This window comes from Flavobacterium proteolyticum (assembly GCF_015223105.1).
Classification (GTDB): Bacteria; Bacteroidota; Bacteroidia; order Flavobacteriales; family Flavobacteriaceae; genus Flavobacterium; species Flavobacterium proteolyticum.
Genome location: NZ_JADFTZ010000001.1, coordinates 379,665 through 399,713, shown reverse-complemented (window position 1 = coordinate 399,713; position 20,049 = coordinate 379,665). Strand labels below are relative to the sequence as shown.

At 31.2% G+C, this 20,049-nt stretch carries 21 protein-coding genes; 18 read left to right on the top strand and 3 right to left on the bottom strand.

From position 1 onward, the window contains the following. Nucleotides 1–122: 122 nt before the first annotated feature. The 14 genes from gcvH (at nucleotide 123) to IM755_RS01675 (ending at nucleotide 10,623) form a co-directional block, all read left to right on the top strand. The gene (gene gcvH, locus IM755_RS01740) at nucleotides 123–503 is read left to right on the top strand and encodes a glycine cleavage system protein GcvH (protein ID WP_026724352.1); all 381 of its coding nucleotides are present in this window, start codon (nucleotides 123–125) and stop codon (nucleotides 501–503) included. Beyond that, complete coding sequence (locus tag IM755_RS01735; RefSeq protein WP_194093338.1) at nucleotides 472–864, top strand: VanZ family protein; 393 nt, start codon at nucleotides 472–474, stop codon at nucleotides 862–864. Before gcvH ends, IM755_RS01735 begins: the two co-directional genes overlap by 32 nt. A gap of 44 nt (nucleotides 865–908) precedes the next feature. After that, nucleotides 909–1,646, top strand: a complete 738-nt coding sequence (locus tag IM755_RS01730) for an energy transducer TonB (RefSeq protein WP_026724350.1) — start codon at nucleotides 909–911, stop codon at nucleotides 1,644–1,646. A gap of 92 nt (nucleotides 1,647–1,738) precedes the next feature. Continuing rightward, on the top strand, nucleotides 1,739–2,497 hold the full coding sequence (locus IM755_RS01725; RefSeq protein WP_194093337.1) for an energy transducer TonB: 759 nt from the start codon (nucleotides 1,739–1,741) through the stop codon (nucleotides 2,495–2,497). Between the two features lie 75 nt (nucleotides 2,498–2,572). Further along, the gene (gene deoC, locus IM755_RS01720) at nucleotides 2,573–3,316 is read left to right on the top strand and encodes a deoxyribose-phosphate aldolase (RefSeq protein ID WP_194093336.1); all 744 of its coding nucleotides are present in this window, start codon (nucleotides 2,573–2,575) and stop codon (nucleotides 3,314–3,316) included. A gap of 9 nt (nucleotides 3,317–3,325) precedes the next feature. Beyond that, nucleotides 3,326–5,428, top strand: a complete 2,103-nt coding sequence (locus IM755_RS01715; protein WP_194093335.1) for a gliding motility protein RemB — start codon at nucleotides 3,326–3,328, stop codon at nucleotides 5,426–5,428. A 90-nt stretch (nucleotides 5,429–5,518) separates the two neighbouring features. Further along, nucleotides 5,519–6,421, top strand: coding sequence for a heme o synthase (cyoE, locus tag IM755_RS01710; protein WP_194093334.1), 903 nt, complete (start codon nucleotides 5,519–5,521; stop codon nucleotides 6,419–6,421). 2 nt (nucleotides 6,422–6,423) lie between these two features. Continuing rightward, a complete protein-coding gene (locus IM755_RS01705; RefSeq protein WP_194093333.1) occupies nucleotides 6,424–7,011 on the top strand; it encodes a cytochrome c oxidase subunit 3 in 588 nt (195 codons plus the stop codon). Nucleotides 7,012–7,056: 45 nt separating this feature from the next. After that, entirely contained in the window at nucleotides 7,057–8,037 is a 981-nt protein-coding gene (locus tag IM755_RS01700) for a cytochrome c oxidase subunit 3 (protein ID WP_194093332.1), read from the top strand. Between the two features lie 20 nt (nucleotides 8,038–8,057). Further along, nucleotides 8,058–8,408, top strand: a complete 351-nt coding sequence (locus tag IM755_RS01695) for a cytochrome C oxidase subunit IV family protein (RefSeq protein WP_026724344.1) — start codon at nucleotides 8,058–8,060, stop codon at nucleotides 8,406–8,408. Nucleotides 8,409–8,485: 77 nt separating this feature from the next. Further along, nucleotides 8,486–9,187: a hypothetical protein gene (locus tag IM755_RS01690; RefSeq protein ID WP_194093331.1), complete on the top strand. Its 702-nt coding sequence runs from the start codon at nucleotides 8,486–8,488 to the stop codon at nucleotides 9,185–9,187. A 5-nt stretch (nucleotides 9,188–9,192) separates the two neighbouring features. Further along, on the top strand, nucleotides 9,193–9,819 hold the full coding sequence (locus IM755_RS01685; protein WP_194093330.1) for an SCO family protein: 627 nt from the start codon (nucleotides 9,193–9,195) through the stop codon (nucleotides 9,817–9,819). A 2-nt stretch (nucleotides 9,820–9,821) separates the two neighbouring features. Continuing rightward, the gene (locus tag IM755_RS01680; RefSeq protein ID WP_194093329.1) at nucleotides 9,822–10,361 is read left to right on the top strand and encodes a DUF420 domain-containing protein; all 540 of its coding nucleotides are present in this window, start codon (nucleotides 9,822–9,824) and stop codon (nucleotides 10,359–10,361) included. Between the two features lie 40 nt (nucleotides 10,362–10,401). Continuing rightward, entirely contained in the window at nucleotides 10,402–10,623 is a 222-nt protein-coding gene (locus tag IM755_RS01675; protein WP_228063874.1) for a hypothetical protein, read from the top strand. A gap of 34 nt (nucleotides 10,624–10,657) precedes the next feature. On the opposite strand, the gene IM755_RS01670 is transcribed toward IM755_RS01675, so the two are convergent. After that, nucleotides 10,658–12,049, bottom strand: a complete 1,392-nt coding sequence (locus IM755_RS01670; RefSeq protein WP_194093327.1) for a DUF4403 family protein — start codon at nucleotides 12,047–12,049, stop codon at nucleotides 10,658–10,660. A 105-nt stretch (nucleotides 12,050–12,154) separates the two neighbouring features. Between IM755_RS01670 and IM755_RS01665 the strand changes: the two genes are divergently transcribed. The 3 genes from IM755_RS01665 to tsaB all read left to right on the top strand — a co-directional run bounded on the left by IM755_RS01665 (nucleotide 12,155) and on the right by tsaB (nucleotide 15,568). Then, a complete protein-coding gene (locus IM755_RS01665) occupies nucleotides 12,155–13,474 on the top strand; it encodes a TolC family protein (protein ID WP_394368299.1) in 1,320 nt (439 codons plus the stop codon). Nucleotides 13,475–13,495: 21 nt separating this feature from the next. Further along, nucleotides 13,496–14,809, top strand: a complete 1,314-nt coding sequence (locus tag IM755_RS01660; protein ID WP_194093325.1) for an efflux RND transporter periplasmic adaptor subunit — start codon at nucleotides 13,496–13,498, stop codon at nucleotides 14,807–14,809. 99 nt (nucleotides 14,810–14,908) lie between these two features. Next, nucleotides 14,909–15,568, top strand: a complete 660-nt coding sequence (tsaB, locus tag IM755_RS01655) for a tRNA (adenosine(37)-N6)-threonylcarbamoyltransferase complex dimerization subunit type 1 TsaB (RefSeq protein ID WP_194093324.1) — start codon at nucleotides 14,909–14,911, stop codon at nucleotides 15,566–15,568. Between the two features lie 2 nt (nucleotides 15,569–15,570). Here the strand turns inward: tsaB and IM755_RS01650 are convergent, their stop codons facing one another. After that, a complete protein-coding gene (locus IM755_RS01650) occupies nucleotides 15,571–16,389 on the bottom strand; it encodes a mechanosensitive ion channel family protein (protein WP_194093323.1) in 819 nt (272 codons plus the stop codon). A gap of 158 nt (nucleotides 16,390–16,547) precedes the next feature. Between IM755_RS01650 and IM755_RS01645 the strand changes: the two genes are divergently transcribed. Further along, nucleotides 16,548–18,797, top strand: coding sequence for an inorganic phosphate transporter (locus IM755_RS01645; RefSeq protein WP_194093322.1), 2,250 nt, complete (start codon nucleotides 16,548–16,550; stop codon nucleotides 18,795–18,797). Between the two features lie 43 nt (nucleotides 18,798–18,840). On the opposite strand, the gene IM755_RS01640 is transcribed toward IM755_RS01645, so the two are convergent. Further along, nucleotides 18,841–19,740: a NifU family protein gene (locus IM755_RS01640; protein ID WP_194093321.1), complete on the bottom strand. Its 900-nt coding sequence runs from the start codon at nucleotides 19,738–19,740 to the stop codon at nucleotides 18,841–18,843. Nucleotides 19,741–20,049: the final 309 nt, after the last annotated feature.

The window sequence follows — 20,049 nt, the reverse complement described above, 5'->3', positions numbered from 1 at the left end:
GTAAAACACCCGTTAGAAAATATTTTTTTAAACGGGTGTTTTTTTATGTAAAAAAATAACAAAAACCTTTTTTTCAATTCAATAAATACAATTACATTTGTACGTCAAAAAATTATAACCAAATGAATATACCAACTAATTTAAAATACACTAAAGACCACGAATGGGTTTCAGTTGACGGCGATGTTGCAACTGTAGGGATCACTGATTTTGCTCAAAAAGAATTGGGTGATATCGTATATGTAGAAGTGGAAACTTTAGATCAAACGTTAGATAAAGACGAGGTGTTTGGAACAGTAGAAGCTGTTAAAACGGTTTCTGATTTGTTTTTACCACTATCTGGTGAAATTATTGAATTCAATGATTCTTTAGAATCAGATCCAGAAAAAGTAAATTCAGATCCTTATGGAGATGGATGGATGGTGAAAGTGAAAATTTCTGATGCTTCTGAAATAAATGCACTTTTATCGAGTGAAGATTATAAAGCACTTATCGGAGCGTAATTTTTTATTTTTCGCTATTATTTGGACTGTTTTAATTACAGTAGCAAGTTTAGTAAATTTTAATAATGTTCCTAAGGTAGCAATACCAGGAAATGATAAGTTAGTACATTTTTTGTTTTACTTCTTTTTTGTTGTGTTTTGGAGTTTTGCATTGCATAAAAACTTTTATTTAAAAAAATATAGTTTTATTATTATTGTATTTGCAATAGTTTATGGCATAATTATTGAGGTTTTACAAGGACTATTAACAACCACAAGAGAGCCTGATTTATATGATGTATTTGCAAACTCATTGGGTGCAATTATGGGATATTTCGGATTCTATTGTGTGAAGTATAAATTTTTTAATAAATTTTTTTAAAACATTTCTAATATTAACTATATTAGCACCTCAAAATTAAAATTATGGAAATAAAGAAAAATCCTAATGTAGACCCTAAGAGAAATAGTTCGTTGTATTTCCTTATTGGTTTAACAGCTGTTTTAATGTTAACGTATGTGAGCATTGAAATGAAGACGGAAGATCCTAGAGAAGAAAAAGTTGAACTTGTAGTTTCAGATAATATGGCAATGGAAGATGAAGAAGTTATTCTTACAATGCCTCCTACACAAAGACTACCACCACCACCTCCTCCAGCGCCAGAGGTAATTCAAATTGTTGATAACAAACAAGTACTTGAAGAGAAAAAGATTGAAACTACAGAAGTTGATGAAAATAAAGCGGTTGTAGTTAATACAGCTTCTTCTTATGGTGAAGAAGGTGGAACGGCTGAAGAAATTGATGAAGAAGTTCCTTTTACAGTTATTGAAGATGTTCCAGTATTTCCTGGATGTGAAGGTGTTGCAAAAAACAAACGTTTAGATTGTTTTATGGAGCAAATGGCTAAGCACATTAAGAAAAACCAACAATATCCAGAAAAGGCTATGGAAGATGGAATTCAAGGTAGAGTTTCTGTTTTATTCGTAATTGATAAAGATGGAAGTATTACTAATGTTCAAGTTCGTGGTCCTAAAGGTGGTGAACTTTTAGAAAAAGAAGCAAAACGTGTAATTGACAAATTACCTAAATTCAAACCAGGTATGCAAAGAGGTAAGCCTGTAAGAGTTAAATACAGTCAACCTATTACATTCAAATTACAATAATACTAAATCCCAACTTTCGAGTTGGGATTTTTTTTTGGCATATAAATTGTATAGATTAATTAACAAACCGTTAACTATTAATCTATATAATCATGAAAGCAAATGTTGATTTCCCGAAAAGAGTAAAAAATAGCTTTATCTATTTTCAAGTTGGTTTAATTGCAACCATGTTAGTTGTGCTTTTTATTTTAGAATTTAATTTTAAGGATGTATCAAAACCCTTTAGTCATGTTATTTCTACTGGTATTTATTCTGAGCCAACTTACGTTTATAATCCAGCTCCAATTACAAAACCACAAGAAACAACAAAGCCTGTTGTAAGTAATGTTCCTAAAGTAACTCATGTTTTTAAACCAACAAAAGCCGAGCCAAAAAAAGAGGATAACACAACAACCTTGGCTAATCAAGATAATTCATCAGATAATCAAAATAATACCGATACAACTCCATCAGAAACTCCAAAAGAAAATGGTAATGGAGGTGTTGTAGAAACGCCAACAGCATTTACTGTTGAGCAGTTACCTATGTTTCCAGCATGTAAGGGGTTAAGTAGAGCAGAACAAAAAGCATGTTTTGATGAGCAATTGGCTAAAGCGATTGTAAAAAATTTAGTATATCCTGAAGAAGACTTAGCTGTAGGAAAACAAGGAGTTGCTCAAGTAGAATTTGTCATCGATGAAAATGGTTCGATTACAAATGTTTTAGCGGTAAATAATAAAAGAGCTACATTTGAAATGCAAAAAGCGGCAGAGAAAGCAGTAAAAAGAATCCCTAAATTAATTCCTGCTAAGCAAGGGAATAAAGAAGTAAGAATCAAATACACAATACCAGTTGTGTTTAAAATGCAATAATTAAATATTATTTGTGATAAAAAGTCCCATTTCGATGGGATTTTTTTATTTTTACACATTATAATTCTTTGTGAAATGAACATCAAACAATATTTAGACTCAACCTATCTTAAAACCGCAGCTCAAGCTAATCTTTCTGAAAAAGAAAATACAGAAGTTGTGAAAAATTGTATTCAAGAAGCCATCGATAATGATTTTAAATTAATCATGATTCGACCAGATAAAGTTGCTATGGCAAGAAAAATGATTCATGAGGCTAATTCAAAAGTTACAATTGGAACGGTTATCGATTTTCCATTAGGAAATGGAACTTTAGAAGATAAATTAGAGGAAGCTAAACAAGCTATAGAAAATGGTGTTGATGATTTAGATTATGTTGTCGATTATGAAGCTTTTAAAAGAGGTGAAATTGATATTGTAAAAGAACAAGTTTTACAAGGAACTAAATTAGGGTTAGCTCATAATAAAATTGTAAAATGGATTATTGAAGTAGCAGCTTTAGATAATCATCAAATTGTACAATTATCTGCATTAATTAAGAATGTGGTGATTGCTAATTTTAGCGAAAAAGAATACGATAAAGTATTTGTAAAATCATCAACAGGTTTTTATAAAACGCCAGAGGGTGTTCCAAATGGAGCTACAGTTCCAACCATTAAATTAATGCTTGAAAATTCTTGTCCGCTACCCGTTAAAGCTGCAGGTGGAGTAAGAACTTATGAAGAAGCTGTAGAAATGGTTCAGTTAGGCGTAAAACGAATTGGAACTTCAGCTGCTAAAGCAATTGCAAATGGCGAAATTTCAAATAGCGATTATTAAAAATATCTTATGAGAAAAATATACTGTTTACTGTTGTTGGTTTTCGGATTTACGACTTTTGCTCAAAATTCGTCAAGCGAACAATTTCCGAAATTTCCTGATTGCGTAAATGCTATTGGCAAACAACAAGAATCTTGTTTTTACAATTCGATTCAAAATTATTTCTACAATAATTTTAAAGTACCTCAAGAACTTCAAGAACAAAATTACAAAGGAACCGTAATTGCTGTTTTTGAAGTCGATACTGTCGGAAATTTCAAGGTTTTGTATACCGATGCTGCACACGAGTCACTAAAAAAAGAAGCTGCTCGCGTTTTTGAATCGTTGCCAAAAGTTTTACCTGCTACTTATTCAGGAAAGCCGACGTATTCCAAATTTTCTATAAAAATCAATATTCCTTTAGTTGCCCCAAGCACGCAAGAGGATGTAGCTACTAAGTATGCCAAAACAAATACGCTGTTAATTGATAACAAAAAAGAATTATCAGAATACGATGATTTGGTGATAAAACCATTCGAAAATCCGCAGTTTAAAAGTTCGGGAATTGTGCAGTTTTCACATCAAAATTATGGTGTTTTCGATGCTTTGTTAAATCAAGTAGGAAGTAATAATCATACGGCTTCAAAGCCTTATTCGTATGATGAAGTAGCAAAATATTATGATTTCGAAACGGCAAACCAATCATTTGCGAAACAAAAAGCATCTTGGTGGGGAAGAAAATTATGGAACGAAAATTTAGTAGCGATTCAAGGCGAAGAATATTGGTTCACACTAAATCCAATTTTCGATTTTAGAATTGGAAAAGATACTGAAAGTGAAGCTTCGAACACATTTGTTAACACAAGAGGTTTAATTGTAAATGGTGGTCTAGGAAAGCAATTAACTTTTACAACTTCTATTTATGAAAGTCAAGGTAGATTTGCTGATTATTACAATGCATATGCAGAAAGTATTCGTCCTTCGGGAGGAAATCCAGCGATTATCCCCGGAATTGGAATTGCCAAACGTTTTAAAGAGGATGCTTATGATTTTCCATTAGCAGAAGCAAATATCAAATACCAACCAAGTAAATTTGTAAATCTACAACTAGGTTACGGAAGAAATTTCTTAGGTGATGGATATCGTTCTTTATTACAAAGTGATGGTGCAAGCCCATATCCGTATTTCAAGATCAACACTACTTTTTGGAAAATTAAATACACCAATACCTACATGTGGCTGAAAGATGTTCGTGATGCTGCTACAGTTGACGGAACCTATACTACAAAATACATGGCAAGTCATTATTTGAGTTGGAATGTAACGAAAAGATGGAATTTAGGTTTCTTTGAAAATGTGGTTTGGACGAATACCAACGATAGAGGTTTTGATTTTAATTTTGTGAATCCATTAATTTTCTATAGAACGGTTGAGTTTGGCTCATCGTCTAAAACAGGAAATGCATTGCTTGGGTTAACTTCAAAATACAAATGGAACAATCAAATTAACTTCTATGGACAGTTTTTAATTGACGAGTTTGCAATTGGTGATGTAAAAGAGAGCAATCAAAGTTGGAGAAATAAATTTGCGTATCAAATTGGAGTAAAGTATTACGATGCATTCAAAGTGAAAAATTTATTGCTTCAAGTGGAATATAACCAAGTGCGTCCTTACGTGTATTCGCATAGTGATCCTATTACAAATTATGGTCACAATAACCAAAGTATGGGGCATTTATGGGGAGCAAATTTTAGAGAATTTATTGCTATTGCACGTTATTACAAAGGAAGATATTTTGCAGATGCCAAATTTATTTACGGTCAACGCGGATTTGATTTCAATAACGGAACTGATAATTTCAACTACGGAGGAAATATCTATTTAGATTACGACGAAAATCGTCCATACGACACCGGAGTTTCGATTGCGCAAGGAAATAAAACAACGGTTATGATTGCTGATTTACAAGTAGGGTATTTAGTTAATCCAGCTTCAAATTTAAAAGTTTTTGGAAATGTAATGTTGAGAAATTTCGACCCAACAGCTGAAACTGCAGCAACAATAAAATCAAACACCACTTGGTTTTCAATTGGACTAAGAAGCGATTTATTTAACTGGTATTTTGATTATTAATAGATTTAACGAATTTTCTAAATTCTAAATTCTAAATTCTAATTTTCATATCGTATCTTTGCGCGCAATTTCACAGCGAAAAACACTAAAGTGGACACGAATACACAACCTCAAATTAAAAAATCTCTTTACAAAGACTTTGTAGAAATCACAAAGGCGCGTTTATCTATTAGTGTAGTGGTTTCCACTATTGCAGGTTATTTGTTAGGATTTAATGAGGAACAACCTTTTCAATGGTTGGTTTTAGTATTGTTAATTGTTGGCGGTTATTGCATGGTAGGCGCTTCTAATGTTTTTAACCAAATCATCGAAATTGAATTAGACGCCAAAATGGACCGAACTAAAAATCGTCCGTTGCCTTCTGGTCGAATTACAAAACAAAATGCTTTTATTTTAGGTTGCGTTTTAACCATTTTAGGATTAGCTATTTTATACAATGTAAATCCTAAAACCGCTATGTTTGGCGCGATTTCGATTTTCATGTATGTGAGCTTGTATACGCCATTAAAAACTTTAACTCCGCTTTCTGTTTTTGTTGGTGCTTTTCCTGGAGCTATTCCGTTTATGTTAGGTTGGGTTGCTGCAACAGGTCAATTCGGAATTGAAGCGGGAACCTTATTTATTATTCAATTCTTCTGGCAATTTCCACATTTTTGGGCCATCGGTTGGTTCTTGTATGACGATTACAAAAAGGCTGGGTTCTTTATGTTACCAACAGGAGAACGCGATAAAAAAACAGCGCTTCAAACCATTTTGTATACGATTTGGATGATTTTAGCCTCGATAATTCCAGTTTTTGGGTTTACCGGAAATTTGATTTTATCGAAAACTGCAGCGGTAATCGTTTTCTTATTAGGATTATGGATGTTGTTTTATGCGGTACAATTGCACAAACAAATGGATGCAAAAGCGGCAAGAAAATTAATGATTGTTAGTGTTTCGTATATTTCGTTGTTGCAAATAATATATGTTATAGATAAATTTTTACGATAGTTATGGAAAATAGAATGACTTTGGAAGAAGAACAAGCTCGCAAAGGCAGAACGTACAAAATGTTGTTGTGGTTTGGAATGATTAGCATCTGTATGATTTTCGCTGGACTAACAAGTGCCTATGTAGTAAGTAAATCAAGACCAGATTGGTTGAAAGATTTTGTATTGCCTTCTGCATTTGTAATTAGTACAGTAGCTATGTTAGTAAGTAGTTTTACTTTTTACTTAGCTTTACAAGCAACAAAAAAAGACAACAGAAATGGTGCTTCAATGTTTTTATTGATTACTTTAGCACTTGGAATCGCGTTTATAGTATTGCAATTTAAAGGATTTGGACAAGTAATCGATAATGGCTATTTCTTTACAGGAAGTGAAAGTAATGTAACGACTTCATTTTTGTATATTGCTGTTTTGGTTCACATTGCTCACCTTTTAGGAGGTATTATATCGCTTTTATTAGTAATTTATAATCATTATAAACAAAAATACAATTCGGCTCAAACCCTTGGTATAGAGCTAAGTGCGATGTATTGGCACTTTATGGATTTTATTTGGGTTTATTTGTTTTTATTTTTCTATTTTTTCAAATAGAAAAAAAATAATAAATTTGGGAACTTTTTAACAATTAAAAAATTTATGGGAGCGACAGTTATTACAGACGAACACGCTTTAGACGGAGGTCCAGGACCATTAGGAGCAACCTATGGTAAAATGATGATGTGGTTTTTCATCTTATCAGATGCATTAACTTTTTCTGGTTTCTTAGCCGCGTATGGTTTTTCAAGATTTAAATTCATTGAAACTTGGCCTATCGCCGATGAAGTTTTTAACCACTTTCCATTTTTACATGGTGTAAATGCGCCAATGTATTATGTAGCGTTAATGACTTTTATCTTAATTTTCTCTTCTGTAACTATGGTATTAGCTGTAGATGCAGGTCATCACATGAAAAAAACAAAAGTAGCGTTCTACATGTTTTTAACTATTATTGGTGGTTTTATCTTCTTGGGTTCTCAAGCTTGGGAATGGAAAAACTTCATCAAAGGAGAATATGGTGCTGTTGAAACTAAAGGAGGTTCAATCTTGCAATTTGTTCAAAAACAAGAAGATGGTACTTTTAAAAGAGTAGCATTAGCTGATTTTGCTACAACTTTACCTGAAGCAAGAGAGCAATTAGATAGAAATGACGGAGTTTGGTTTATGAATGAAGCTACTTTACCAACATATTCAGTAAATGAAGTTGTTGAAGGTTTCAAAGCAAATGAGTCTATTTTAGTTCGTTCTGAATATTTGAATGCTGAAAAACATAAAACAGTTTTATCAAGAGCAGAATCGTTAAAAAGATTAGAAGAGGCTAAATATGTTGTAGAAGGTGCTAACTTAGTTAGAAACGAGTACGGTCATAAATTATTTGCTAACTTCTTCTTCTTTATTACAGGTTTCCACGGATTCCACGTATTTACAGGAGTATTAATTAATATCATCATTTTCTTTAATGTGTTATTAGGTACTTACGAAAAGAGAAAAAGCTACGAAATGGTTGAGAAAGTTGGATTGTACTGGCACTTTGTCGATTTAGTGTGGGTATTCGTATTTACTTTCTTCTATTTAGTATAATTATTTAATAAAAGTATATCATGGCACACGCACACGAATCAAATACAAAAAGAATTTGGGTAGTTTTTGGAATTCTATCTGTAATTACTATCGTAGAAGTTTTATTCGGTATCTATAAACCAAAGGCATTGTTTTTTAACAATTTCGCTGGAATGAACTTGTTAAACTGGTTGTTCATTATCTTAACTATTGTAAAAGCTTATTATATTACTTGGGCTTTCATGCACATGGAAGGTGAGAAAAAATGGTTTAGAAGATCTATCGTTTGGACAGTAGTTTTCTTAATCCTTTATCTATCTTTTATTTTATTAGTTGAAGGAAACTATGTTTTTGATGTTTATAAAACAGGTCATTTAAAGTGGATATTTTAACACTTGTTTCTATTATATAATCCCGATTTACATCGGGATTTTTTTTACTTTTGTGTGAACAAAATAAGTTTCATATAATGAAAAATAAATTAGTCCTAATTTCCCTTTTTATGTTGCCAATTGCCATTTATTTGGTATTTTCAACAGCATCTCATAATTCTCTTTTTTTGCCTACAATCTCAAAGAATAATAAAGATATTCCTGCTGATTGGATTGGTTTAGAGGGTGCAAAAGAATCAATGAAAGGAAAAATTACAGTTCTTGGTTTTGTTGGATCTAAAGTAATTGAAAATCGCGGTAACTTTTTTAATTTGAATCAAAAAATTTATAATAAGTATAAAGGCTTCAAAGATTTTCAAATGATTATGGTAGTTCCTTTAGGGAATGAAAAGAAATGCCAACAAATTATAGATGAATTAGCACCAATAACCGGTGATATGAAAGGATGGAGATTTGTTTTTTCAACTCCAGATAAAATTCAAGAGTTCTATGATAGTTATAAATTGATAGGACAATTAGATGAAAATAAAGGAACTCCAGCAGTATTTATCGTGGATAAAGAATTGAATCATCGCGGAAGAAAAGGTAAAAACAAAAAAGGCGAAGAAGAATACAAGGAAAGTTACAATACCATCTCAGCAGCTGATTTACATAACGAAATGACAGATGATGTAAAAATCATTCTTCGCGAATATCGTTTGGCTTTAAAAAAGAATAAAAACGAAAGAAAAGATGCTTTCCGTGATAACATCAAAGAGAATATTGAAAAACAAAAGTAATTTTCATGAAGAATAAATCATACATCGGAATTTCATTCATCGTTTTGATTTTCGGAATTTGGGCAGTACCAAAAATCATTGCTAAATTTCAAAAATCAGATTTAGTAGCAATTGGTCCAGTACCAGCATTTAAATTAACGAATCAAGACAATAAAACTATTTCGGATAAGGACTATTTAGGAAAAGTGTATGTAGTGGAGTTTTTCTTTTCTACATGTCCTACGATTTGTCCTAAAATGAATGAAAGTATGTTGCAATTGCAAAACGAATTTTATGGAAATCCGAATTTCGGAATTGCTTCTATAACCATCGATCCAGCAAAAGACACACCCCAAATATTGAAAGAACATGCTAATTTATTAGGAGTAAAACATTACAATTGGCATTTTTTGACAGGTGATAAAGAATACATCTATAGTTTAGCAAACAAAGGTTTTAACTTATACGCTGGAGAAAACAATAAAGTTGCTGGTGGATTTGAGCACTCAGGTTTATTTGCATTAGTAGATAAAGATGGGAAAATAAGATGCAGAAAAGACGCTCAAGGAAATCCAATTTTATATTACGATGGATTAGAGGCTTCGGGTGTTGAAGCAATAAAAGAAGATATTAAAAAATTACTTGAAGAATAATTATGGAAAATAATATAGAAACAAAATACAATAAACTTATTGTTGTTTTATCAGTAGCAATTCCTGCTGTTGTGGCTTTGCTTTTTGGAGTGAATTTGAGAAAATTAGGGTATGATGTTCAGCCTTTATCATTTTTGCCTCCAATTTATGCAACAATCAACGGATTAACCGCTGTGGTTTTAGTTGCTGCCGTAATAGCAATTAAAAACGGAAATAGAAAACTACACGAAAACTTGATGAAAGTTGCCATCGCATGTTCGGTTGCTTTCCTTGGAATGTATGTAGCCTATCATATGACTTCGGATTCTACAAAATTTGGTGGTGAAGGTGCAATTAAATACGTGTATTATTTTATCCTAATAACGCATATTTTATTATCAATTATTATCATTCCTTTAGTTTTAACTACTTATGTAAAAGCGTGGTCACAACAATTTGATAAACATAAAAAAATAGCAAAAATTACGTTCCCAATTTGGTTGTATGTGGCTGTTACTGGAGTGATTGTATATTTAATGATTTCTCCATATTATGCAAACTAAAGAAAATAGAACAAAGAAAATAGAACAAAGAGTTTGTAAGATGAAGATGTTTTTCTTTATTCTTTTCTCTTTTTTCTTTTCTCTTTCGACTCAAGCCCAATGCGCTATGTGTCGTGCTGCTCTTGAAAGTGAAGAAGGTGGTGTAAAGGCTGAAGCTGTTAATGATGGAATTGTGTATTTAATGGCAATTCCATACATATTAGTTGGTGTTTTAGGTTACGCCATTTATCGACTGAAATATGGTAAGAAAAAAGATGTATAAAAAAAGTCGTTTCATTTGAAACGACTTTTTTGTTTTATTCTAATCCATCCACTTTAATATCCATTTTTCCACTAGTGGTAATGAAAGCAATAATGGCTTTATCCGTTAATTCAACTTTTTCGAATTCGAAATCATTGATAGTTCCATTTACAAAAACACCTTTCATAGGTGAATAGTTGTTTAAATAAGGCTTCATATTTTGTTTGCCTTCTTCTAAGTTTCCTTTTATCGAATAGCGGCAATTTTCTTGAATACTTTTTAAAATGGTACCATGTAATAACCAATTGGCTGATTTCATTAAGACGCTTTTTGTATTCAAAACATATTCCATTTGGTCAAAATAAATTTCTTTTGTGATAGGATTGTAATTTGGAATTCCCGATAAATAAATTGTACCGTTAATACTTCCTAAAACATCTAAAGCAATAATCATTTTGCCATCTTTTTGCCATAAATCTACTTTTTGAACACTGATTTTTCTACTTCCCGATGCAAATTCTTGTCCTTGAAAATTCTTAGTTACAATTTTACTTGCACTTTCAAATGTAGAAACCGCTACAACCGAAACAGTCGTGTTGTCTGGAATTTTTTCTACAGGTTTCAATACAATTTTCGAAGCATCAAACCCGCTTTTTGGTTTTTGTCCCACCATAGTTTGCATGTTGCATTTTAATCCCATGTTTAACATGATTTTAGTTTTGCTAAGTTTGGCTTCGGTTACATATAGTTCTAAAGGAACCATTTTAAACCAGGTTTCGTATTGTTCGCTTGTTAAAATAGGATTGCTTAATTTGTCTAAAGCATCTAAAACATGAGGTTTAAAGTCACAGGTTTTATCAATAGCTTCATCAATTTTTTTCGAAATTTTCGATTTAAATAGGGTCAATGTGGGATTAATGATATAAGTAATTGGAACGTTTTTTCCAGCTACCAAAATCGTAGGACTTTCGCTCCATTCAAAATCTTCTATTTTAGAAGTAGTGGTGAGCTTCCAATTCGTTAAATGGGTTTTGCTGTCTAAAGTTATGATTCCATTTAGATTGATTTCACGAGTGTCATTTAATCCCATAAAATCAGTTCCATATTTAAATTTTGCCCAAATCTTAAGTGGGATTTCAGAAATAATGTTTCCGTTTTTTTCACTTAGTTTAATAGGAGCTGTTTTCCAGATTTTCATTTCGGTTTTATCATCATTTAAGATAGAATCGTTAAATATTAATCCGGTTACATTTTTATTTAATTGTTGTTCGAGTTCCTTCAATGTTATTTCAACAGGCATTGAAATAAAAGAAACTTTATTTTTAAAAACAACAGGGTTAGCGTTTGAAGGTGCGGGTTTTATGGCTTCAATTTTTTTTGCTGTACCACATGAAATGGTTAGAAGCAAGGTAAAAAGTAAGGCAAAAATTACAAGAAATGTTTTCATAGGAAATCTAATTTTCGATGTAAAAGTAAAATTTTAATTGATATACTGTAACAAAATATTGAAAAAGCGGTCTTATAAGAAATGAGAATTAAATCACATAAAATGATAACAAAAAAAATAGTTTTTTTTCTATTGTTGATAGGTTTTCAACTTTCGGCACAAAGTAAAAAATGGACTTTGGAAGAATGTGTAGATTATGCTATAAAAAATAATATTTCGGTGAAACAGTCCGAATTAGATTTAAAAACTTCTGATGTTGAAAAGCTAGAAGCTATTGGTGGTTTTTTGCCTACACTGAATGGAAATGCAAATTATAGTATAAATACAGGAGCAAGTATTAACCCAGTTACAAACCAGTTTCAAAATCAAACATTTAAATCGTTTTCAGCTTCTGCAAACTCAAATATAATGTTGTTTAATGGTTTGGCTAATTGGAAAACATTGCAGCGATCTAAACTGAATCAGATAGCAAATACTTATCGTCTGGACAAAATGAAAGATGATATTGCTCTTTCAATTGCAAACTCGTACTTACAAATATTGTTTAATAAAGAACAATTGAAAGTTCAAAAAAATCAAAATTTAGTTACTAAAGAAAATATCAAAAGAACTCAAGAGTTAATAGAGGCTGGTTCACTTCCTGCTGGAGATATATACGAACTACAAGCTACAGATGCTACTCAAGAGCAACAAATTATTAGTACTGAAAATGCACTTTTAATTTCTAAGGTTGCCTTGTGTCAAACTTTATTGTTAGAAGATTATGCTACGTTTGATATTTCAGATGAAGTGATTGATTTGCCAATGTCTAATATAACAAATGAAACACAGGAGGCTATTTTGGCTAAAGCTAAAGAATCGGTTAAAGATGTGAAAATAGCTTTGTCAAATGTTGATGTGGCAAAAAAAGATGTTGCGATTTCTCGTTCTTCATATTTGCCAACATTAACAGGTTTTGTTGGATATAATACTCGTTGGTCTGAAAGTACACCATTTAATTTTGCAGATCAATTGTCATTATTTGATGGAACTGCAGTTGGTTTACAGTTAAGCGTTCCAATTTTAAATGGATTTGCTACAAGAGGAAGAGTACAACGTGCTAAAATTAATCAAGAGCGTTCAGAATTTCAGCTGAAACAAGCCGAGTTAGATTTAGAGCGAAATGTATATCAAGCTTATAATGATGTTATTAATGCTAAAAAATCATTTGAAGCAGCTCAAAAAACTTTAGAAGCTAGAAAACAATCGTTCAATTTTTCAAAAGAGCGTTATGAAGTAGGTTTAATGAATTCATTTGATTTTTCTCAATCTACAATAGCTTATGAAAACGCTCAATCAGAAGTGTTAAGAACCAAATACGATTACATTTTTAGAACTAAAATATTAGAATTCTATTTCGGAATTCCATTAATCAAAAAGCAATAGTTAAAATATAAATACTTTATCATGTCAAAGAAAACCATATTCATTTTATTAGGAAGTCTAGTAGGAATAATTTTATTAGTAGTCGGACTTAAAAAAGGTGGTGTAATCGGAAATAACGATGAATCTAAAGTTGTTGAATTATCAAAAGTAGCGCAAACAACAATCGTTGAAACGGTTTCGGCAACAGGAAAAATCCAACCAGAAATTGAAGTTAAAATATCATCAGAAGTTTCTGGAGAAATTATTGCTTTACCTATTAAAGAAGGGCAACAAGTAAAAAAAGGAGATTTATTGGTGCGAATTAATCCCGATTTATACGAATCTGGAGTGAATCGTTCTGTAGCTTCTATGTCAACTACAAAAGCAGGTTTAAGTCAGGCAGATGCTCAGGTAAAAGAAGCTAAAGCTAATTACGATCGAAATAAAAAATTATTCGAAAAAGGAATTATCTCAAAGTCAGAATGGGATAGAATCGTTTCGGCTTATGAAGTTGCGGTTGCCAATAAACAATCGGCGTATTACCAAGTACAAAGTGCGTCTGCAACGGTTACTGAAGCAAAAGATAACTTAGGTAGAACTACAATTTATGCTCCAGCAGATGGAACAGTTTCATTGTTGAATGTAGAATTAGGAGAAAGAGTTTTAGGAACGCAACAAATGGCAGGAACAGAAATTCTTAGAATTGCTAACCTAAACAATATGGAAGTAGAAGTGGATGTTAATGAGAATGATATTGTAAAGGTAAACATCGGTGATTCTGCAAATATTGAAGTTGATGCTTATTTAAAAAGAGAATTTAAAGGAATTGTAACTAGTATTTCAAATTCGGCAAGTACTGCATTAACGGCTGATCAGGTTACGAATTTCAAAGTAAAAGTTAGAATTTTAAAAGAATCTTATCAAGATTTATTAGAAGGAAAACCTGAAAATTTCTCGCCTTTTAGACCGGGAATGACTGCTACGGTTGATATTATCACTAAGCGTAAAGAAAATATTACGGCAGTTCCAATTAGTGCAGTTGTAATAAAAGACGATACCACTTCGGTTAAAAAAGATATTGTTGCAGAATTGAAAAAGAAAGAGCAAGAACAAAAAGGAACGGCACCAAAAAGTGATAAAAAATACGAATGTGTTTTTGTGAAAGTTGGCGATAAAGCTAAGTTGAGAGTTGTTAAAACAGGAATTCAAGACGATACCAATATTGAAATTATTTCAGGTTTAAAACCGGGTGAAGAAATTATTATTGGACCTTACACAACGGTTTCAAAAGATTTAGTTTCAAATGATAAAGTTCGTGTAGAAACAGAAAAAGATAAAAAAGAAAGTAAGAAATAGATTTCTTATTAGTTAATTTGGGTAGATAAGGCGTAGGAAACTATGCCTTATTTTTTTTACGGGTTTATCTTCTTAACTTTGCCTTTCAAAAATCTGATTATGTCAATTATTCTAAACATAGAAACCGCAACTAAAAATTGTTCAGTAGCTTTAGCAAAAGAAGGAAAAACGATAGCTTGTAAAGAAATTGCAGAGCAAAACTTTTCTCATGCCGAAAAATTACACGTTTTTATCGAAGAATTACTTGCTGAAAATAATTTACAGTTTTCTGACTTGAATGCTATTGCGGTAAGTCAAGGTCCGGGTTCTTATACAGGTTTGCGAATTGGTGTTTCTTCTGCAAAAGGATTTTGTTATGCAATGAATATCCCAATGATTGCTGTTGATACATTGCAGCTTTTAGCGAAACAAATTCAAATTGAAGACGGAATTATCATTCCAATGATTGATGCTCGCAGAATGGAAGTTTTTACGGCTATTTACGATAAAAATTACACACAAATCAGAAATACACAAGCTGAGATTATTGATAAAACTTCGTATCAAGAAATTTCAAAGAAAATTCATTTAGTTGGCGATGGAACAGAAAAGTTCAAAAACACTTTAACGGATGATAAATTTGTATTTCATTCAAATGTTATATTTCCATCAGCTAAAGAAATGAGTGAATTGTCGTTTGAGAAATACAAAATAAGCGACTTTGTTGATGTCGCTTATTTTGAACCTTATTATTTGAAAGATTTTGTTTTGAGTAAATAAAGTTATTCTTTGTGAATTTCCACTTGGTGTGGGTAAGGGATTTCAATTCCTAATTCGTCAAATGTTCTCTTTGTTTTCTCTAAAACATCAGATTTAACTTTCCAGAAATGTTCGTTTTTTGTAAAAGGTCTAACAGCAAAATCAATTGAACTCGTTGCTAAATTATTAATAAAAACGGCTGCTTCAGGTTCTGGTAAAACTTCGGGAATTGATTTTAATATGTTTTCTAAGGTTGTTTTAGCTAATTGTAAATCAGTTGCGTAATCTACAGAAATTACTAAATCAACTCTTCTGATTCCATTAACAGTGTAGTTGGTTATAACTCCATTTGATAAAGCAGCATTTGGGATTACAATTTGTTTGTTATCAGGAGAAGTAATTACGGTTGAGAATATTTTGATATCTTTGACAGTTCCTAAAACCCCTTGTGCTTCAATAAAGTCGCCAATTCTAAATGGTTTGAATAAAATAATTAAAATTCCGCCAGCAAAATTAGAAAGCGAACCTTGTAAGGATAGGCCAATTGCTAAACCAGCGGCTCCAAGAACAGCAACAAAAGAAGATGTTTCTATTCCAAGTTTAGAAATTACAGTTACAAAAAGTAAAATGCGAAGTGTCCAAAAAATGAGATTTCCAATAAAAGTTGAAAGCGTAACTTCTACATTACGTTTTACCATTATTTTTTTTGCTGTTTTGGTGATAAAACTTGTTCCCCAAAGCCCAATTAATAAAATTAATATTGCTACTACAAATTTTGGAGAATATTCTAAGATTAGTTTTTTAATGGTTTCGAAGTAATTTTGAATTTCAATTGGAGTCATATTCTTTTTTTTGCAAAGATAGTTTCTAAAGTTTTAATATTAAATTAAAGTTAAGTATTGTATCAAAAATGTAATTTAAAATTAAAATTGATAACATTAAATTAACGTAAATCTAAATTTCTTAGAGGAATTTTGCACCAAAATTAATTCATAAAAAAATGGAGCAAATTTATATTATAATGTTAATTGCATTAGCCATCCTTGCAATTACCGATTTGATGGTAGGAGTAAGTAATGATGCGGTTAATTTCTTAAACTCAGCTATTGGTTCAAAAGCGGTTTCGTTTAAAACTATTATGATTGTAGCGAGTTTAGGTGTTGCTGTTGGAGCCCTTTATTCTAACGGTATGATGGAAATTGCACGAAACGGAATTTTTACGCCAAGTATGTTTAGTTTCAACGATGTAATTATCATCTTTTTAGCAGTAATGATTACCGATGTATTGTTACTTGATGTGTTTAACACCTTAGGACTTCCAACATCAACAACAGTTTCTGTAATTTTCTCTTTGTTAGGGGCTTCAGTAGTTTTAGCTGTTTACAAAGTATATGTTAGTGGAGATGGTTTTGATACTCTTGGAAACTATATCAATACTGAAAAAGCTTCTGAAATTGTTTATAGTATTTTACTTTCTGTAGCATTATCTTTTGCTCTAGGTTCGTTAGTACAATATGTATCAAGGTTAATTTTTACATTTCATATCGAAAAAAGATATAAGTATGTAGCGGCACTTTTTGGTGGAGTTGCTATGACAGCGATTACTTTTTTCATCTTGGTAAAAGGATTAAAATCAATCACATTTGTGCCTTCTGAAGTAAAAGATTTTATTAAAGAAAGTCCATTTACTATTATTGCATATTCATTAATTCTATGGACAATTGTTTGTCAATTATTAATTAGTGTTTTTAAATTCAGTGTTTTTAAATTCATTATTATTGTTGGGACTTTTGGATTAGCACTTGCTTTTGCAGGAAATGACTTAGTTAACTTCATTGGGGTGCCAATTGCGGCTTACCAAGCTTTTGAAATTTGGGCTGCACCTGGACAAACTGTTGGAGCAACGGAATTCATGATGTCTGGTTTGGAAAAAGAAAATTTACCAGCTCCTTTTATCTTTTTAGCATTGGCTGGATTAGTAATGGTTTACACATTATGGACATCTAAAAAAGCTAAATCGGTTATTGAAACTGAGCAGAATTTGTCTCGTCAAGGAGAAGGAAATGAAAAATATAACGCTAATACACTTTCAAGAAACATTGTTAGAGGATTTATGTATCTTGGAAATATCATTAGTTTTATTTTACCAAAATCACTTCAGAAGAAATTAGACGCTCAGTTTGTTCAGCCTGAATATACAGGAAAGAGAGATGAACAACCTATGTTTGACATGGTTCGTGCATCAGTAAACTTAATTGTAGCTTCTATTTTGATTTCTATCGGAACATCAATGAAATTACCATTATCTACAACTTATGTAACTTTTATGGTAGCAATGGGTTCGTCTTTTGCAGATAGAGCTTGGGATAGAGAAAGCGCTGTTTATCGTGTTGCGGGTGTTTTTAATGTAATTGGAGGTTGGTTTGTAACTGCTTTAGCTGCATTTTTATCTTCTGCCATTATTGCTTACATCTTATTCATTGGAGAAGTATTTGCGTTCTTTGCTTTCATGATTATTGTCGCAATTTTCTTCTACAGAAGTAACCAAATTCACAAAAAGAAAGTTAAAGAAGAAGAGGAAATTAAGAAATTAAGAAAAGAAGACATCGTAACATTAAAAGAAATGATTACAGAAAGTTCTTCTCAGATTTCTAAAGTGTTAAGAAAAACTAGTGCCTTATACTCAAATGTTGTAGATAATTTAGGTTTACAAGATTTGGCTAAATTGAAAGAAAATAAAAAAGCATTAAAAAAACTTGAAAAAGAAATCGACGAGTTAAAAAGTAATGTTTTCTATTTCATCAAAAACTTAGATGAAAATTCAGTTGAAGCAAGTAAATTTTATATTTTAATTTTAGGCTATTTACAAGACATGGTTCAATCAATTGATTATATTACATCAAGCAGCCATTCGCATGTAAATAACAATCATAAAAAATTAAAATTCAATCAAATTCGTGATCTTAAAACTGTTGATACACAACTACAAGAATTGTTCAGCCGTTTAGAGGAAAGTTTTAAAACTGAAGATTTTTCTAAATTAGATGAGATTTTAAGAGATAAAAAAGCATTTTTAGACACCGTTTCTGAATTAATCACAAAACAGATTAATAGAATTAGAACTACAGAAACAAGTCCTAAAAACAGTAAATTGTATTTCTCTTTACTTCTTGAAACAAACGATTTGATAAAATCAATTATGAATTTATTAGAGTTGTTTAAAGAATTTAATCAACAGAATAAGAAATAAAAAAAGAGCCGAAAGGCTCTTTTTTGTTTTATACGGTTTAGAATTATCCGTTAATGGCTTCTACTTTAATTGCTTCGTCTTTCAGCATGTCTTTCAACATGTTTTCAATTCCATTTTTTAATGTAAAAGTTGATGAAGGACATCCGCTACAAGCACCTTGTAAAACTACCTTTACTCTTTTCTCTTCTGGATCAAAAGATTCAAACATAATGTTTCCACCATCGCTTTGAACGGCAGGTTTAACGTATTCTTCGATAATGTTGATGATTTGCTGAGAAGTAACATCAAGTGTGTCAAAATAAGCTTCTTGTTGTTTTTGATGAATTTCTGTTTTCACAATTGCTGTTTCATCAATTACAATGTTTCCGTTTTCAATGTACTCTTTAATAAAAGTTCTTAATTCAAGAGTAATTTCATCCCATTCTGTTATAGCAAATTTGGTAACCGAAATATAATTTTCGTCGATGAATACTTCTTTTACGAAAGGAAATTTAAATAATTCTTTTGCTAAAGGAGAAGCAGATGTTTCATCAATGTTTTTACATTCCAGAGCAGTTTTCGTTAGTAGTTTATTACAAACAAATTTTAAAACCGAGGGGTTAGGAGTGGTTTCGGCATAAACGGTTATTGGTTGTTTTTTTGTTTTGGTTTCATCTATTTTGATGATCTCTCCACCATTAGAAATGAATTCATTTATTTGATTGGCTACATCTTCTTGAACATCTTCCCATTCTACAATTGAAAATTTTTCAATAGCGATAAAATTTCCAGAAACATAGACTGTCTTAACAAAAGGAAGAAAAAATAATTGTTTTGCTAAAGGAGAATTTTGCGTTTCGTCAATATTTTTGAATTCAAAATTCTCAGTTCTTACAATAATTTCATCCAATTCAAATTTTACAATGGCCGGATTTTGTGTTATTTTAGTTGCGATTACTTGCATGATACTTATTTTTTTGCAAAGATACAAAGTTCATAAGATATGTAGTTTGTTTTAGTAGAGCACTTTTTTTATTTAACTTTTTATTAGATTTTGATAAATACAATGTAAAAGTGTTATATAATGTAAAAAATCACATATTAAATCTAATAATATTTTAAGTGTATTGTAAAAGAAACACAAAAATTTATATCTTTGGCAAGTTCGTAGTAAAAAACCATAGTTACTTATTGTTTTTTATTAATAATATTCTAATTTTAAGCCATATGGTTTGATTAGGGTAGTAAGAGGTATGTTTTCATTAAACAATAA

Excerpts from the sequence above, each read along its gene's own strand:
- deoC (WP_194093336.1), top strand. The coding sequence starts at position 2,573 with ATGAACATCAAACAATATTTAGACTCAACCTATCTTAAAACCGCAGCT.
- IM755_RS01675 (WP_228063874.1), top strand. The coding sequence starts at position 10,402 with ATGAAGATGTTTTTCTTTATTCTTTTCTCTTTTTTCTTTTCTCTTTCG.
- IM755_RS01670 (WP_194093327.1), bottom strand. The coding sequence starts at position 12,049 with ATGAAAACATTTCTTGTAATTTTTGCCTTACTTTTTACCTTGCTTCTA.
- IM755_RS01685 (WP_194093330.1), top strand. The coding sequence starts at position 9,193 with ATGAAGAATAAATCATACATCGGAATTTCATTCATCGTTTTGATTTTC.
- IM755_RS01650 (WP_194093323.1), bottom strand. The coding sequence starts at position 16,389 with ATGACTCCAATTGAAATTCAAAATTACTTCGAAACCATTAAAAAACTA.
- IM755_RS01690 (WP_194093331.1), top strand. The coding sequence starts at position 8,486 with ATGAAAAATAAATTAGTCCTAATTTCCCTTTTTATGTTGCCAATTGCC.
- IM755_RS01705 (WP_194093333.1), top strand. The coding sequence starts at position 6,424 with ATGGAAAATAGAATGACTTTGGAAGAAGAACAAGCTCGCAAAGGCAGA.
- IM755_RS01695 (WP_026724344.1), top strand. The coding sequence starts at position 8,058 with ATGGCACACGCACACGAATCAAATACAAAAAGAATTTGGGTAGTTTTT.
- IM755_RS01715 (WP_194093335.1), top strand. The coding sequence starts at position 3,326 with ATGAGAAAAATATACTGTTTACTGTTGTTGGTTTTCGGATTTACGACT.
- IM755_RS01730 (WP_026724350.1), top strand. The coding sequence starts at position 909 with ATGGAAATAAAGAAAAATCCTAATGTAGACCCTAAGAGAAATAGTTCG.
- tsaB (WP_194093324.1), top strand. The coding sequence starts at position 14,909 with ATGTCAATTATTCTAAACATAGAAACCGCAACTAAAAATTGTTCAGTA.
- IM755_RS01640 (WP_194093321.1), bottom strand. The coding sequence starts at position 19,740 with ATGCAAGTAATCGCAACTAAAATAACACAAAATCCGGCCATTGTAAAA.
- IM755_RS01700 (WP_194093332.1), top strand. The coding sequence starts at position 7,057 with ATGGGAGCGACAGTTATTACAGACGAACACGCTTTAGACGGAGGTCCA.
- IM755_RS01660 (WP_194093325.1), top strand. The coding sequence starts at position 13,496 with ATGTCAAAGAAAACCATATTCATTTTATTAGGAAGTCTAGTAGGAATA.
- IM755_RS01645 (WP_194093322.1), top strand. The coding sequence starts at position 16,548 with ATGGAGCAAATTTATATTATAATGTTAATTGCATTAGCCATCCTTGCA.
- IM755_RS01725 (WP_194093337.1), top strand. The coding sequence starts at position 1,739 with ATGAAAGCAAATGTTGATTTCCCGAAAAGAGTAAAAAATAGCTTTATC.
- IM755_RS01680 (WP_194093329.1), top strand. The coding sequence starts at position 9,822 with ATGGAAAATAATATAGAAACAAAATACAATAAACTTATTGTTGTTTTA.
- gcvH (WP_026724352.1), top strand. The coding sequence starts at position 123 with ATGAATATACCAACTAATTTAAAATACACTAAAGACCACGAATGGGTT.